Raw genomic sequence first — 16,054 nt, forward strand, 5'->3', positions numbered from 1 at the left:
GCCAAATAACAAGGGCCTTTGGTACGAGAACATCCCGTGATGACAGGTTTTACATCCAACCTGAAAATACTCTGAATAGATTATGTTACAGCTGAATAGATGTGTTATATATGGCGGTTAATCCCGTTATACTAAAGCCATGTCTAATGATGCACAACAACTTGAAGCAATTAAAAATGGGTATTCCTTTGACGGGAAAACTATCCCCTTAGGCGTAGCAACCTGTGACGGCGTGGCCGATCCAGAAGCAAAAGTCTCACTCCCCCTATCTATGATGAACCGCCACGGTCTTGTTGCCGGCGCCACAGGTACCGGAAAAACTAAGACTTTGCAGGTTCTTGCAGAGCAACTCAGCACACAGGGTGTGCCAGTATTCCTTGCTGACATGAAAGGTGACCTCTCTGGTCTAGCGGCGCCGGGAGAAAATAGTGAAAAGTTAGCTGCCCGTTCTGCATCCCTGGGCCAACAATGGGAAGCAAAATCATTCCCTACAGAATTCTTCACACTCGGTGGCGAAGGTGTTGGTGTCCCTATCCGAGCCACGGTTGAGTCTTTTGGCCCAATTCTGCTTTCACGTGTGATGGATCTTAACTCCACGCAAGAATCTGCTCTGCAACTAATCTTCCATTACGCAGACCAAAAAAATCTAGAATTATATAACCTTGCTGACCTTCGTGCAGTGATTCAGTTCCTTTCTTCCCCCGAAGGTAAAGCAGAGCTATCTGGTATCGGTGGTATTTCCAGTGCAACAGCTGGCGTCATTCTTCGTGAATTAGTCACACTAGAAGCTGAAGGAATGGAAAAGTTCTTTGGTGAACCAGAGTTCGAGCCCCAAGAGTTCCTACGCACGGCACCAGACGGACGAGGCGTCATTAGTATCTTAGAATTAGCAGATGTGCAGGCTAATCCTAAACTATTCTCGACCTTCTTAATGTGGCTTCTTGCAGACCTCTTCTCAGAGTTGCCTGAAGTTGGCGATGTGGAGAAACCCAAACTTGTTTTCTTCCTTGATGAAGCACATCTGCTGTTCAACGGTGCCTCTAAAGCGTTTAAAGAAGCTATTACGCAAACGGTTCGACTCATTCGTTCTAAAGGTGTAGGTCTCTTCTTCATTACTCAAACACCTAAAGATATCCCCGCAGAAGTACTAGGTCAGTTAGCCAACCGTGTTCAACATGCTCTACGTGCGTTCACTCCAGATGATCAAAAAGCGTTGACTGCTACCGCACGAACCTTCCCAAAGTCTGCCTACGATATGGAAGAAGCATTAACCAGCGCAGGTATTGGCGAAGCCTTGGTCACGGTCATGAGCGAAAAAGGCGCGCCCTCACCGGTTGCAAAGACTAAGATTTTTGCACCAGAATCACTCATGGCTCCTGCCCCTGAAGCTATCAGTTCAGTAGTTGCGGCAAGCTCATTGAACGACCGTTATGCGACAGTCGTGGATTCTTATTCTGCATACGAAAAACTTACAGAGACTCAGCAGAAGCAGGAAGAGCAAACGCTCAATGCAGAACAGCAAAAAGAAGCTGAACGTTTAGCCAAAGAACAAGAAAAACTCGAAAAAGAACGAGCTAAAGAAGCTGAACGTATTGCGAGAGAAGAAGAACGTGAACGTCAAAAACGTAACGATGCAGCAATGCGTATCGGCACTAATATCGTCTCTACTCTAGGCCGTGAGCTGGTACGTTCTATCTTTGGAACCAAACGTTCTTCACGCCGTCGCGGTGGAGGATTCTTCTAAACCGCTAGATGCTTCTGAGAAGAGTTCTACATAAATAATAGGTGGTGTGCTCCAACATTATTGTTGGAGCACACCACCTATTATTTAACGACAATGGCTAAAATCTTATGAATCGGTACATTGTCTAAAACTATCTGCAGGTTTTCCCGCCGCGATGCCTTCTACTGCATGTACTGCTTCATCTAGAGTTGATACAGCAACAACAGATAGACCGTCAGGGATATGACCAATTACTTCACCACAATTTTTTTCGGGTGCGATAAACGTTGTTGCTCCACTCTGACGAGCACCTACCATCTTTTGTGCGATACCGCCAATTTCTCCAACATGACCTTGAGCGTCGATTGTTCCGGTACCAGCAAAATGTTTTCCACCGGTCAGATTCTTTTCGGTTAGTTCGTCAATAATTCCTAAGGCAAACATCATACCGGCGCTAGGCCCGCCAACTTCTTCTAACCCATAATTCACTTTAAAAGGGAATTCATAAGTTGCACCAAGAAATAACCCCAGAATATATTTTTGATTTTTTTCGTCATAGCTAGGTTTAAGAGAAAGGTGTTCTTCTTTCCCTTCTCTTTCGATAACAGCATCAAGAGTCTTATCACCTGTTCTCGACAAAATCTCAGCAATCTGCTCATAATGCTCAATCTTCTGACCATTTAAAGAGATGAGAACATCACCAGGTTTGATAAGGTCGCTATTGGGATTATCTTTAGTCAGTCGAGCTACCGTCATCTTTTCTTTAAACGGCTTCCCTAAATATTTGAGTGCTGCAGCCTGCGCAACCTCTTGAGAATTTGCCATATCAACAGTATTTTGTTCAGTCACTTCTTCACGAGTGAGCGTATGAGGATAGACCAAGTCACTAGGGAGAACTAAAGTATCTGGCATCAGCCACGTCGATAATACATGTACTGCAGAAATATCAGTGTTAGGTCCACCAGCAACAGACACAGTTGTCATATCTAGAGCACCCGTTACAGGGTATGTTTTTTCGCCCTCGATACCGATAAGTTGTTGATCTTTATATGAACCAATAGTGTTAAACGTGGGTCCAGGCTCTTCCGTCACAAAATTGACAGGAACCCATAGACCCAAGAAAGCAAGTCCAATCGTGGAGAACGCACATAGATTCTGAACAGAATCACGGCGTGACCTCTTATGAGAAGAAAAAGAAGCGAAGGAAAACATTTTTTCTCGGAACTGCATTGTTCTAGAGTACCTGTATTCTTCCTACCAACAGTGATATGACGCAAAGATTCGCTGATTCTCAGCAGAGAGTCAGTTGTCTTTGAGTTAGCATAGAATTATGTCTCGCTTTGATATCTAACCCCCTAAAACATCGCACCACCGACATTCCTTAGGTAACGTAGTATGCAATAGAGACTGAACCCGTACTAACTCATTTTTGGGAGATGATGATGACTTCAAACAATAACCCGTGGGGAATGCCATCTGACGACGGCTCTAACCCTTTTGAAGAGTTCTTCAAAAAACTCTCAGAAAATGGTTTTCCAGGAGCACAAGGCAACCCAGCAGAATGGCCCCTTGACCCTGAACAGATGAAAAATATGGGGATTCCCATCGACCCCGCACAAATTGCGGCAGTCTTCTCAGGACTCACATCAATGTCTGCTAATACCTCAGCAGACGAACCCGTCAACTGGGAACTTGCAAGAAGCCATGCTCATCAAACACTCGCTCAAGGTGAAGACCCACAAATCACCTCGGCTCAAAAATCTGCGGTCGCAGACGCTATTCAGCTCGCTCAACTATGGGTCAACCCCGCAACCGCTTTTAGCCCTACAGGGTACCCCACAGAATCATGGTCTAAAGCTGACTACGTCAATAACACTTTTGACATTTTTCAAGAAATTGCTGGCCCTATCGCCACCAGCCTTTCTGAAGCAATGAACCAATCGATGTCGGAGCAACTTCCTGAAGAAATCAAACATCTTCTCGGCGGACAAACGAACATTCTCTCTGGTGTTGGTGGCATGATGTTCGGCATCCAAGCTGGACAAGCCATCGGCAGACTTGCTCAAGAAGTCGTATCCTCAACAGATGTTGGTCTGCCCATGGCAGAAGGACGTTCAGCATTACTTCCTTCTGCTATTAAAGACTTTGGCGATGGGTTAGAAATTCCACCGCAAGAAGTCATGATTTATCTTGCTGTGCGCGAGGTTGCACTCACCAGATTGTATAAAGCAGCCACGTGGCTTCGCGAAGATATCATCGCTTTGATTAAACGCTATGCTCGCGGTATCCATGTTGATATTGAACGCATGCAACAAGAAGCAGAGCAGATTGACATCATGGATCAAGAAGCCCTACAAATTGCGTTCTCAAGCAATATCTTCACCCCTCAAAATACGGAAGACCAAAAACTTGCTCTAGAACGTTTAGAAATACTCTTAGCGCTGGTCGAGGGTTGGGTTACCATCGTCGCAGAAGATGCCACGAAGAACCTTCCGATGTCTTCTCAGCTAGCTGAGGTCATGAACCGTCGCCATGCAGTAGGTGGGCCAACAGAACACATTTTTGCTGCCCTCCTTGGATTAGAGTTACATCCACGTAAAAATAGAGAAGCCGCACAATTTTGGCGTCACTATACCCAAGAACACGGGATGGAAGCACGCGACCAACTATGGGAAGCACCCGAGATGCTCCCCACCTTAGAAGAGCTAGATAACCCAGAAGCATACGCATCTCGTACGGCATTAGTTACCGCCAGCGAAGATGAGTTTGATGCTGCTTTAGAGAAGCTACTTTCTGGAGGGTACGACCAGCCAGAAGATACCTCTGAAGATGACGATAAGCCACAAGCCTAGCCGGTTCGTCAGGTGAGTGGTGTCCGCTCACTTCTACTAGCAAACACCATTCCTGATAAGAACGCCGTTGCCTGCTCATAGTGTGGGTAACGGCGTTCTAGCATCCGGAAAGCAACACTATGATTAGGCTCTACAAAATGGCATAGCTCATGGTGAATCACCTGATCTATCACATACTCAGGTGCACCTTGTAACAGGTGAGAGATACGGATGCTCCGTTGCCTAACAGTTGCAGAACCCCAACGATGGTGCTGATTCTTGACCCAACGGATTGATAACGGTTCTTCAGACTCTGGAAGATAATTATCAAGAATATAACGTGCACGCTCGCGCAAATATTTATCGGAAGAGTAGTGACGTTGCTCTTGACCCTTACGCTGTATCTTACGCATCATCGGCTCAAGAATACGTTCTACATATTCATCAAGATCTTGTGCAGTACTATGTGCCGGAACAGAAAGTTCTATCTGTTGTGACTCCTCAAGGTAACGTGCACTAATCGTTTTCTTCCGACGATTAGAAAACCGTACCATTATTTCAGGGTGAGTTTCTGTTGCCGGAATAATCTGCCGTCGTTCTTGTTCCTTTCGCATACGCATCCCTATTCGGGGATAGGCGCAATCGGCGCTAAGAATCGTGAACGGCGTCTATTTCCTCGTCCACCCGGTGTTCGTGAACGAGACCAGCTCAACGTCAAATAGCTTTTAGCACGTGTAATACCCACGTATAACAGACGACGTTCTTCATCAATGTCATCTGCGTCTTGAGCATAGCTAATAGGCATAAGCCCCTCATTCATTCCAGCTAAGAATACAGCCTCCCATTCAAGACCCTTTGCAGAATGTAAAGATGCCAGAGTTACACCGTTGAGGATAGGGGCATCTTGGTGTTCCATTCGTTGATGTAGGCGTCCAACGAATTCTTGCAAGGTCAAATCAGGTAAGTCAGGGTTGTGCTCTTGGGCTTCATGACGTTCACGTTCCATACGTTCAGCCATAGAAACAAGTGCTGCCAACGATTCCCATTTTTGACGTACAGCACCCGAGGAACTGGGTGCTTGAGGTGTATATCCTAATGAATACAAAATATCGGAGACGTTCTGAACAACAGATCCACTTTCGACAGAGCTTGCTGCTGAGCGTAATTGTACGTAAGCATTTTTTACCTCTGGACGAGAGAAAAACTGTTCAGCTCCGCGTAATTGGTAGGGTACCCCCACATCGTTAAAGGCTTGCTCAATGGCTGCAGATTGTGAGTTTGTTCTGAAAAGCACCGCAATTTCAGAGGGGGAAATCCCGTCTTTGGTAATGAGGTCTTGAACATCTTCAGCGATTCCGCGAGCTTCTTCTTCGTCGTCGTTGTATCCAAACCATTGAGGCTCCGGCCCTCGTGGTTTGTGCGAAATCAGTTCTAGAGGTTCTGCCCACCGCCCAGGCGTTGCGTCAGGGAGTGCCCGTCGAGTTTTAAGCAAAGAGTTGGCAAGATGAACTACTTGTGGCGTTGAACGGTAGTCACGTACCAGTTTAACAACATGTGCGTGAGGGTATTTATGACGGAATCCTAGAAGATATCTGCTGGTTGCACCGGTAAAAGTGTAGATGGTCTGTGAAGCATCGCCCACAACGCAGAGGTCGTCTCTATCTCCCAGCCAAGCATCTAGTAGGCGCTGTTGTAAAGGTGAAACGTCCTGATATTCATCGACGATAAAGTGCCGGTATTGTTTATGTACTTCTGCAGCAATGGATGGGTCATCTTCGAGGATTCCAATGGTGAGGAGAAGAACATCTTCAAAGTCGATCATGTTGCGTTCGTCTTTGAGTTCTTCATAGGCACGGAAGAGACGCACCATTGTTTGTTCGTCTAATCCGGAGGGTAGGGAACGCCCTTTAATCGCGCTGTTGAGAGTATCAGGGGTGTGTAGGTTGACTTTAGCCCATTCAATCTCTGAAGCAAAGTCCCTTAACGTTGCTTTATCGGTGCTAAGTCGAAGGCGTTGTGCAGCTTCACTGATGAGAGGTGCTTTATGACTGATAAGGGTTGGTTCAGTTCCGCCAACGGCTCTTGGCCAGAAGTAGCGTAGTTGTCGTAACGCGGCAGAGTGAAAGGTTCGTGCTTGAACTCCGTCAGCACCTAATGTACGGAGCCGAAGACGCATTTCGTCAGCGGCTCGTGCGGTGAAGGTCAGCGCAAGAACGCGTTGAGGTACGTACCGTCCAATAGCTATACCATATGCGATACGGTGGGTGATGGCTCGGGTTTTACCTGTTCCTGCACCAGCTAATACGCACATGGGTCCGTCAAGTTCACTACCAACTCGGCGTTGTTCGGGGTCGAGGTTTTCAAGAATTTTTTGGGAATCAGGAGCACCGTATGGTACGTGTTGGGGGGTGTTAGCTGTCGATTCTGCAGTAAAGGGGAGAAAAGACATCGGGCTCCTGTGCGTTTTATCGTTATGGGATGGGCTGTTCTGTGTTCCAGTGTAGTTCAGTGTTTTTGCAGTAGCCACCGTTGAAGGATGCTATTGCGGTTCTTCGCTGTGGCATAGCTGATAGTTTTATAAAGTTTTCGTATAAAAGATGTCACTATTTTAGACTATCTGGCGATGTTCGTTCGAGGTGTTGGCATTTCTCTTGTACTCTTGTGATGTGACTGTTACTCCCCTTCAACTTGCTGCTATTGTTTCTGCTGGCGTACCAGGTTTATATCCTGTTGCGGCGTTGCCTTCTGCCGACGATACGACAGACTTTGATTCGGCTATTATCATTGATTCTGCTGGCAAACGCTGGCGTGTGCGTTCGCCGAAGAATCCCGAGGCAAGCGTTCGTCTTGAAGCTGAGCACGTCATCCTACAATCTTTTTCAGCAGGGCTCAGGGCACGTTTACCGTTTCTTGTACCGACTATTGTTGGTTCGGTTCTTGTTAACGGTATGCAAACATTTATTTATACTCATATTCCGGGTTCTCACTATGAGATTGATGAGTTGGCAGAGATTTCTTCTTATGCAAAAGAAGATACCGAAAACTTAGCGACCGCTTTAGGTCGTCTCATTGCAACCATTCATGTGATGCCTGAGACGATTATTGAGGATGCGAATCTTCCGGTGTATTCGGCGGAGCAGATACGAGAACGGCGTCGTGCAGAGTTGGATAGAGTTGAGGCTCTCAATAAGATTTCGCCTTTGCTCATTCAGCGGTGGCGTGAACAAATTGATGATGATGCGATGTGGTCATTTAGGCCTCGTGTGATTCACGGCGATTTGAACGAAGATAATCTTGTTTTAGACCAGAAAAAAGTCACCGCCGTAACCGGCTGGTCTGAAGTGTGTGTTGGCGATCCAGCTCTTGATTTTTCATGGCTTTTAGGGTGTGAAGACCAACGGTTCTCTGAAGAAGTTCTCAATGTATATATTGAGCAGATGCCGCAGCTTCCAGATTCTGCGTTGTCGTTGCGTGCTCATCTTTATGCAGAATTTGCCTTGGCACAGTGGCTTCTACGAGCTGTAGAGCGTGAAGATGAGGAGATGTTCCAGCAGGCGTTAGAGCTTCTTCGTGAGCTTGAAGATTCGCTTCTTGCCTCTGGTGAGTTGCGTCTTCTTAAGATTGCGCCACCGCAATAAAAGTTCTGATACAAGCTGTGGGGTGTATACCGTTGTGGGTATGCACCCCACAGTTTCTTATGAGAGATAGAACATTAGTTGATGGTTCTGTTCCATTTCTCACGGATAATTTTTTCTAGCTCATCTTCAGCCGCTAAATGTTCGGGGCGGATGATGTCTCCTGTAGATACGTAGCAGAATGCTGTATCGATATCCGTAAGGTTAACGTTGTGAAGGCGTGAGAAAGCAATACGGTATACGGCAAGTTGATAGCTAAGGTATGCGAGCTGTTTGGTGTTCGGAACTCGCCCTGTCTTCCAGTCTACTAGCTCCCAGCCTATGCTTCCGTCAGGTTGTTCGTGCCTAAAAATTGCGTCGATTCTACCTCTGATCGAGGTGCCTGCTAAAGGAGTTTCAAAAGGGTACTCTACAGCCCACGGTTTGATATCGGCCCAGGGACTTGCGAGGAAGTTTTGTGTGAACTTCTCAAAATGGATAATTTCGTCGTTCTCTTCTTCCGCGTATTCCTCGTCGAATTCTAAGGTTGCCGGTTTCTCATAATAATTTTCAATCCATGAGTGGAAAAGATTTCCTTGACGTGCTGAAATAGTCGGCCGCTGCGGTATTGGACGCAAAGTATTGTCAAGAACCCTCTGCGGATCGTCAATGAGAGACACAACCGTTGACGTGTTCAGGTGTTGAGGGATGCCAAGAGGGTCTTCTTCCTCTTGACGTTGCAAAAGCGATAAAAGTAGCTTACTTTCTTCGCCCCATTGGCGGATGAGCGGGTTTTCACTATCAGATGCTTCAAACGACGAGTGTTCTTCTATAGAGGTCGTTATTTCTTGGGCAGCATGCTCTACCCGTTGACGGCGTGATGGTTTTGCATGTTGGTGTAGTTCTCGTATTTTTGGTTCGGGAGTTTCTTCGAGCTCTTCTAAAGAATCCCAGCTACATGTCACAGGTCCGTCGATGGGGTCAAACGGCCATAATGCGCTTAAAATTTTCTCTGATTGCGGGTTTGTTTTTTGTTCTTCAGGAACACTACTTGTGGAAAGAACCTCAAAAGCAGGATGTTCTACTCCGTCGGAGTGCTCTTCGGTCAATCTGTACAACTCTTCCCAGAAGGTAGATACCTTATTTTTAGTTTTGTTACTGCCTTTCCATACCGCATGAGTCAGCATGAGTAGTGAGCGAGCGCGTGTTACCCCCACATAGGCGAGGCGACGTTCTTCAGTCGTAGTGTGTTCGAGAGTTTGCTCTTTATAAATCTCTAGTGATTCTTTGAGCTCTTTAGTATCTTCACATGCGCTAATCCACGGTGGCATAAAGTCTTTGTCTCCACGTAGCGGAGTAGGGAGTGAGTCGGAGCATTGTGTCCAGCGTTGGTCTTTTGTGATAGGGAAGTCCCCTTCACATAGTCCTGGAATATATACGTGGTCCCATTCGAGTCCTTTAGAGGCATGGACTGTCAAGAGTTGTACGGCTTCTCGGCTAGGAGGATCAACCATCATCTCTAGTCCAGATTCTTCTTGGGCTGCGGCTTCTAACCATGCTAAAAATCCGCTCACCATGCTGGTGCCGCTGAGCCCAGCATAGAGTGAAATTTTTTGTGCGGTTGATGGTGATTCTTTCTCGGAGTTGTGAGGTTGTTCTTGTGTTGTTCGAAGACTTGCCCAAAGGCGCGGTGCGGTGAGCATATAGTTTGCCGCCGACTCGTAGAAAGCGTCGAGGTTACGCCGTGCATGGTGAGAGCTGATATCTGGTTTGACAGCTAACTCAATGTCTAACAGTATTTTCTGTTCTATCTCGTATAGAAGTGTGGTGAGGTCTTCGTTCATGTATTGACGGAGCTCTGTTAGTTCTTTGGCGCAGCGTTGTAGGCGGTTAAGTCCTTCTGTACTCAGCTGACGGCCTTGAGCAGATACCCATTCTTCTGGAGGCAACGTTTCGATGGCTTCAATTAGTGAAGCGTCATCGGTGTTATCAAGGCATGCTCGAGAAAGTATTGATTCAACAGTGTTGAGGGGGTGTTCGTCTCCTTCACTGCCGGTGGGTGAGGGAGTCTCGTCCGAGGTCAGTTTTTCGCGGATGCCTTCTTTGATGGCGTGTTCACGGCGGCGTGCTAGATGCCGTGCCCAGTCCCCTAACGCTAAGAGGTCGTGGGTGCCTAGACGCCAGCGTGCACCGCTGAGGATGCGCATGAGCGCGTCAGAACGCCCGGGGTCAGAGAGTACCCTCAAGTAGCAGACCATTTCGACGACTTCTGGGGTATCTAGCAGACCGCCAAGACCCACCACCTGATATGGAATAGACAACGCTTCAAGTTCTTTGCGGATGGGTTCCATCATTGCCCGTTTTTTGCACAGAATTGCCATCGTTGGCATGCTGCCGTTGAGCGCAGAATATTCTGGTTTGTGGCGTTCTTCATAGATTTTTTGGGAGATAGCTTGGGCTTCTTCTTCGGTTGAGTTGTAGCCGCCGAGGAGAACTTTTCCCGCTTCTGCGGTTGGACGTGGCTGAAGATGAGGAATAGGTTTGCCCAGAGGTTTTGCTCTCGACCAATCTGCAGGTTTTGATAAAGGTGTTGCGAGGGTATTAGCGCAGGTAAGAATCGAAACATCATTACGCCACGCTATTGTTAAGAATTTTGTGTCTTTGTTGGCTGTTGGAAAGTACTGGTAGAAGTTAAAGAGCTGGCCATCAGAAGCCCCACGGAAACCATAAATGGACTGTTTCGGGTCGCCCACAGCCATCACAGCATGTTCCTGTTGGGGGTCTGCCCTATGCCCAAAAAGATCTGAAAAAAGTTGCATTTGAGCGTGGGAGGTGTCTTGAAACTCGTCTAAGAGAACAACTTTATAACGTTCTTGTTCAGTTTCTGCCACCATTGGAAATTCTTGTGCAATACGCGCAGCTAAAGAGACAAGGTCCCCGTAATCCATCACTTGCATACGTTTTTTAACATTGCGGTATTCTTGGATGATGCCAGCATAAAAACGACGCTGTTGAAGACGTTTTAAAAGATTTCTTTGTTCACTAGAGATTCTGTTTCCGCTGATATTGCGTACTTTTTGTTCTTCGTCCTCACACCATTGTTGTAAATCTTCAGGTGTGACAAGATGTTCAGAACATTCACTCGCAAGAGTCAGCGCATCTTTAATGATGGTGCTTTTAGACATGAGTTCTTCTAAAGCAATCTCTGGTTGGAGGTGCTCCACAATCTGTGCCATCAGCTGCCAACTTTGAGCCTGGCCTAAAAGCTGTGCATCTTGTTCTATGCCAAGGCGTAGACCATAATCAGAGACAAGACTCTTCGCATATGAATGGTAGGTTGAAACAACAGGGTCGGTGATTTCTTCGTCTTGATCTGTTCTTTTGATGATGCCTTGATGACGTAGCTGATTCAGCGCGATACGGATACGTTCACGAAGCTCTCCAGCAGCTTTTCGGGTGAAGGTCACTCCCAAAATTTCTTCTGGCCTCACTTTTTGGTTCGCAACGAGCCAGATAACTCTATCGACCATGGTCGCGGTTTTTCCCGATCCAGCACCTGCAATAACGAGACAGGGGCGTAAATCTGAGCAAATAATTTCAGACTGCTCAGGGGTGGGCGCTGGTTTGCCAAGCAGTTTGGCTATTTCTTCTGGGCTGAAGTCTTCTTGAGTTTTTTCCGTCATGTTTATCGTCTCTTTTCGTTATTGCGTCACTTGTCTACCACGAGCACATAACGGGCAGATTTCGGGAAGTTTGCATTGGATACCGTAGCCACTAGCTTGGGCTGAAGTATGGCGTGCCTGAAAATATTCTTGAGCGATAAGCTCTGCTGCTTGTTGAATGAGCTCTACTGCCCATAAATCTTCTTCTGCGAGAGGCTCTTGTTGCTGTTCACGGTAAGTTTTCGTGTCGGTACCTAACTGTATGAGGAAGGCACCGCCAGAGCGTGATGTAAGCCCGCTAAATCTCGCTTCGGGTGAGTCTTCTCCCTGAGCAAGTTTTTCACCGATACCAGCTTCTAAAGCAACTTGGTAAGCTGCAAGTTGTGGGTGACGAGGTATTTTCTCTTTCTGAGAGGGCGCAGTTCTCCCCGTTTTCAAATCGATGATGGCGTAGCGTCCAGTTTCTTGATTTTTCTCTAAACGGTCAATTCTGCCGACCAGTAACGCGTCACGTGTTTTTCCTGGAACAAAAACTTTAAAACTGCCTTCAACATTACTCAATTCCCGCTGTTGCTGGGATAAATCAGCCACATAGGAGGCAAATTTTCGTACCATCTTTTGTGCTCGTTCATAGATTTTTTGAGTTTCCCAGGTATCAGGAAGATTCATTTTTTGGAAGGTCTGAGCAAGTTGTTCTTCCAAAACATAACCTGGCCCGTGAGGGTACTGTTCTGCAAGTTCGTGTACAACGTTTCCTAAAGAACGTGAAGCATCGGTAGCAGCTTCTGCCCGTGATTCGGAAACGAACCATTCCAGCGGAGAACGGTGCACCGTCTCTAGTCGTGAAGGTGACATCGGAATAGGTGCCTCTTCTCCAAAGGCACTGCCTTGAGAGGAGAGCGGACTCAGCCCCCACCAGCTATCAGGTGAGGCACCGGGCACAATATACCCGCGTGTTTGTCCTAGGTCGTTGAACTTGCGAAGAATCTGTATCGCATGGTGAGCAGGTTCGGGGCTTTGCTCATGTTGTTCTGCCCATTGACGTAACTCTGCCACCAGCGCACGAAGAGTCATCGGACGTCGAACCTCAGTAGTTGTTCGTCCCTCATGAGAGCCTGGAACAACAAGGTCAAAAAACTCACTAGGAAATTCGTCTTCAGACATCACTGCTGTACACCGAACCTGTTTCTTCGCTCGTGATAGAGCAGTGGCAAACATCCGTAGTTCATCGTGACGGGTTTGTCGCACACGATCAGTGGAGGTTATGTGTCGTGCAGCGTCTAACCCGATATCAAGAATATCGGTGAGTTTATGCGTCTCAAGTAGAGAACCGCGCACAGTAGTGTTCGGCCATATACCTTCTTGTAATCCAGCAATGTAAACGTAGTCCCATTCACGTCCTGCAGCTAAAGCTGGAGTCAATATTTCAACGTGCCCTTGTACGCGTGTTGTTCGGGTCAGTGTATCCATCGGAATGTCTTGAGCCATCATGTAGTTCAAGAATTGGAAAGCACTCGCACCAGGCATCTGCTCGGTATAACGTGAGGCAGCCTCGAAAAGACCAAGCATGGCATCTAAATCTCGGTGAGCACGTTGCGCGTTCAACCCCTCACCGTTTAATGATTCTTGACGCCAAATATGGGCAAGTTCTGAAGACTCCCATAACGCCCACAGAACGCTTTCAGCTGTTGCTCCTTCTTGTGAGAGTGCTTTGACACCAGCAGAGAGCACATGGTGAATACGGCGTACAGCAGAGTCTGCTCCCCTAGCAGCAATACGAGGAGGACGGTAAAGCGCCTCAAGGAGCAGCTCATCGCTGGGGCGTGTTCCACCAGATTTTAGTTCTTCAGCGCGTAACTGTTGTCGTAGGCGACGCACGTCCATTGCAGTAGCGCCACCTAGGCGAGACTGTAATAACGACAAGACGATATCCGTAGATAATCCAGACTCACTAACAGAGTGGGCATCACTGTTGAGGTCCTGCTCTTGTTCGTATAGATGTACCGCTATAGCTAATGCGTCAAGGAAGGGGCGTACTGCAGGTTCTTGACTCAGCACGTTAAGGGTGCGAGCACTCGATACAGGGATGCCGTGGCTCATGAGGGTACGCTCAATACGTGCTATTGCGCCGGTGTTGCGCACAATAATGGCGCATTGGTGATAGGGGACGTTCTCATATAGGTGTTTTTCAAGAATCATCTGCGCTAACAGTCGATTTTCTTGTTGAACGTTCTGAACAAGATACCCATCCAGAGCAGGTTCTTGTTGAGAGGTTTCTTCCGCAGTTGCGGCAGGCTCGGCAGCTGGTGCGTATTGTGGTTGACGGTCGTAGCGCATTTGGGCAACCGGCGGAATGCGTTCTGTGACGGTGGAATAGGCACAAACAATATCTTTGGGCATCCTGTGGGAGAGGTTGAGAGATAGGGTCTCATAGTCTCCAAGGATACGAGGAAGCTCTTTTGCTTTATCGGGGCGAGCACCACGGAAACCTTGAACCACAGTATCGGTGCATAAAGCGATAACTGTTTGGGGTGCTGGAGCTGGTGAAGTTTCAGGTGAACAGAGCGTTTCGAGTAGACGATAGATGGAGGGTGTTGCCTCTTGGAAATCGTCGATGAGTAAGAGTTTGAAACGTTCGCGTTCTTCTGCGAGAAAGGTTGGGTTGTGGGTCAGAACCTGTTGAGCTTCATGGATGAGGGTTGCGGGGTCGAAAGCATTGGGCATCCGTAGACGACGAATCTGTTGGTATTCCTTATATAGTTGGGCGATCAGAGCCCATGTATGGATGTTGAGCTGTTGGGCGTAGTTTTCGATGTCTTGTGGGTCGATAGCATATTCTGCGATGCGGTCGAAGAAGTCTCGAATTTCGTGGCGGAATCCTTCAGTGTGTACGGCCTCTTTAAGCTCTTGGGGCCAAATAATTATTTTTCCGTAACCTTGTGTGTGTCCTTGGAGCAGTTCTGAGATGATGACGTCTTGTTCTGGTCCTGAGATAAGTTTGGGTGATAGTTCTACCCCCGGTAGTAGTCCTTGGATTTGGGCGCGTCGTAAGATATCGAAAGCATAAGACTGCCATGCGCGAGTTGGTACGGTTGAGAGGGTTCGTTGAGTGTGGTTGGCGATGAGTTCTCTCATCCTTGTAGCACTGGTACGGGAGGGCGTTAGGAACATCATGCCATCAGCTTCGGCACCAGAGTCAAGGTAGTTTTGGGCGTGTTCAAGGAGTTGGGTGGTTTTGCCCGTTCCTGCTGCACCAAGAATGATCCGTGGTGTGTTGCTCATCGTTTGGGTTCCTTCTTGCGTTGTTTATAGAGGTTTTAGTAATTAGCCTCTCCCCCCATAAGTTTAACGATTTTTGTGTTACCGGGGAAACGATGTATCTCAGAGGTTTAAAAGATGTCGATGCTCTGCGATATGTCTTGGGTGGAAGGAGTGTTATCGCACTTGATAGCGATAAGTCTCTGATACATGGGGTGGGGTTATTAGGCTTATCAAAAAAGCGATATAGTGTGGAGTATGACTTCTTGGCTAGATAATCCTCGGGCAACTTTTGATTTAGAAACGACGGGGGTTGATCCTCGTACGGCACGTATTGTGACGGCTTCTTTGGTTCTGGTGGGGGCAGATGGACAGACTATTCGCGCTGGAGAGTGGTTAGCAAACCCTGGTATTGATATCCCAGCAGAGGCTTCAGCAGTTCACGGTATTAGCACTGAATATGCGCAAGAACATGGACAGGATGCTTCCACCGTTGTGTTTCAAGTGGCGTCTGCTCTGGGTTCTCTCTTTCATGACGGTATCCCCGTTATTGCTTTCAACGCTGCCTATGATTTTTCGGTGTTGCATTATGAGTTACAACGATACGAGTATCCAGAGCTCAAGTGTGAGCCGGTGCTAGATCCTTATGTTTTGAATAAGCATTTTCATCAGTTTAAACGAGGCAAACGTACTCTAGAGGTGCTCAGCGAAGAATATGGTGTGAGTTTAGAGAATGCGCATACATCTAAGGATGATGCGATAGCAGCAGAACGTCTCCTCACCGCGATGGCAGGTTCTTTCCCTGATCTTGCCCAAGATGCGAGGTTCTTACATCAGCAACAGATTCTGTGGGCGCAAGAGCAGGCTGCGGAGTTTCAAGAATATCTCAAGCGTCAAGGTAAGAATCAAATAATTGACGGTTCATGGCCTATACGCCATGGTTAGTGCGTTCTTGTGCGGTGTATT

The 16,054-nt window shown here is 47.3% G+C and carries 9 protein-coding genes and 1 pseudogene; 4 read left to right on the top strand and 6 right to left on the bottom strand.

Annotation, left to right across the window (positions count from 1 at the left end; all coding sequences use genetic code 11):
- Positions 1 to 139 precede the first annotated feature (139 nt).
- Complete coding sequence (locus tag ACN084_RS00105; RefSeq protein WP_419105507.1) at positions 140 to 1,744, top strand: helicase HerA-like domain-containing protein; 1,605 nt, start codon at positions 140 to 142, stop codon at positions 1,742 to 1,744.
- 105 nt (positions 1,745 to 1,849) lie between these two features.
- On the opposite strand, the gene ACN084_RS00110 is transcribed toward ACN084_RS00105, so the two are convergent.
- Positions 1,850 to 2,953, bottom strand: a complete 1,104-nt coding sequence (locus ACN084_RS00110; protein WP_419105508.1) for a PDZ domain-containing protein — start codon at positions 2,951 to 2,953, stop codon at positions 1,850 to 1,852.
- Positions 2,954 to 3,165: 212 nt separating this feature from the next.
- Here ACN084_RS00110 and ACN084_RS00115 point away from each other — a divergent pair, with 212 nt between their 5' ends.
- Positions 3,166 to 4,575, top strand: coding sequence for a zinc-dependent metalloprotease (locus tag ACN084_RS00115; RefSeq protein ID WP_419105509.1), 1,410 nt, complete (start codon positions 3,166 to 3,168; stop codon positions 4,573 to 4,575).
- An 8-nt stretch (positions 4,576 to 4,583) separates the two neighbouring features.
- On the opposite strand, the gene ACN084_RS00120 is transcribed toward ACN084_RS00115, so the two are convergent.
- A complete protein-coding gene (locus ACN084_RS00120) occupies positions 4,584 to 5,168 on the bottom strand; it encodes a M48 family metallopeptidase (protein ID WP_419105510.1) in 585 nt (194 codons plus the stop codon).
- An 8-nt stretch (positions 5,169 to 5,176) separates the two neighbouring features.
- On the bottom strand, positions 5,177 to 7,003 hold the full coding sequence (locus ACN084_RS00125; RefSeq protein ID WP_419105511.1) for an ATP-dependent helicase: 1,827 nt from the start codon (positions 7,001 to 7,003) through the stop codon (positions 5,177 to 5,179).
- Positions 7,004 to 7,220: 217 nt separating this feature from the next.
- Between ACN084_RS00125 and ACN084_RS00130 the strand changes: the two genes are divergently transcribed.
- Positions 7,221 to 8,192 carry a phosphotransferase gene (locus ACN084_RS00130; protein WP_419101566.1) on the top strand — a complete coding sequence of 324 codons (972 nt, stop codon included), beginning with the start codon at positions 7,221 to 7,223 and terminating at the stop codon, positions 8,190 to 8,192.
- Positions 8,193 to 8,266: 74 nt separating this feature from the next.
- Here the strand turns inward: ACN084_RS00130 and ACN084_RS00135 are convergent, their stop codons facing one another.
- The 3 genes and pseudogenes from ACN084_RS00135 to ACN084_RS00145 form a co-directional block, all read right to left on the bottom strand.
- The gene (locus tag ACN084_RS00135) at positions 8,267 to 11,851 is read right to left on the bottom strand and encodes an ATP-dependent helicase (RefSeq protein WP_419105512.1); all 3,585 of its coding nucleotides are present in this window, start codon (positions 11,849 to 11,851) and stop codon (positions 8,267 to 8,269) included.
- An 18-nt stretch (positions 11,852 to 11,869) separates the two neighbouring features.
- Entirely contained in the window at positions 11,870 to 14,230 is a 2,361-nt protein-coding gene (locus tag ACN084_RS00140) for a PD-(D/E)XK nuclease family protein (protein ID WP_419105863.1), read from the bottom strand.
- Positions 14,231 to 14,308: 78 nt separating this feature from the next.
- Positions 14,309 to 15,118, bottom strand: a pseudogene (locus tag ACN084_RS00145) (UvrD-helicase domain-containing protein); the annotation flags it as partial.
- Positions 15,119 to 15,346: 228 nt separating this feature from the next.
- Between ACN084_RS00145 and ACN084_RS00150 the strand changes: the two are divergent.
- Positions 15,347 to 16,033, top strand: coding sequence for a 3'-5' exonuclease (locus ACN084_RS00150; RefSeq protein WP_419101568.1), 687 nt, complete (start codon positions 15,347 to 15,349; stop codon positions 16,031 to 16,033).
- Positions 16,034 to 16,054: the final 21 nt, after the last annotated feature.

The organism is Rothia sp. P7208, assembly GCF_048512915.1.
In the GTDB taxonomy this organism is placed as follows: domain Bacteria; phylum Actinomycetota; class Actinomycetes; order Actinomycetales; family Micrococcaceae; genus Rothia.

Coding starts and splice junctions, on each gene's coding strand:
- ACN084_RS00115 (WP_419105509.1), top strand. CDS start 3,166: ATGACTTCAAACAATAACCCGTGGGGAATGCCATCTGACGACGGCTCT.
- ACN084_RS00105 (WP_419105507.1), top strand. CDS start 140: ATGTCTAATGATGCACAACAACTTGAAGCAATTAAAAATGGGTATTCC.
- ACN084_RS00125 (WP_419105511.1), bottom strand. CDS start 7,003: ATGTCTTTTCTCCCCTTTACTGCAGAATCGACAGCTAACACCCCCCAA.
- ACN084_RS00140 (WP_419105863.1), bottom strand. CDS start 14,230: ATGCCCAAAGATATTGTTTGTGCCTATTCCACCGTCACAGAACGCATT.
- ACN084_RS00135 (WP_419105512.1), bottom strand. CDS start 11,851: ATGACGGAAAAAACTCAAGAAGACTTCAGCCCAGAAGAAATAGCCAAA.
- ACN084_RS00150 (WP_419101568.1), top strand. CDS start 15,347: ATGACTTCTTGGCTAGATAATCCTCGGGCAACTTTTGATTTAGAAACG.
- ACN084_RS00120 (WP_419105510.1), bottom strand. CDS start 5,168: ATGCGAAAGGAACAAGAACGACGGCAGATTATTCCGGCAACAGAAACT.
- ACN084_RS00110 (WP_419105508.1), bottom strand. CDS start 2,953: ATGCAGTTCCGAGAAAAAATGTTTTCCTTCGCTTCTTTTTCTTCTCAT.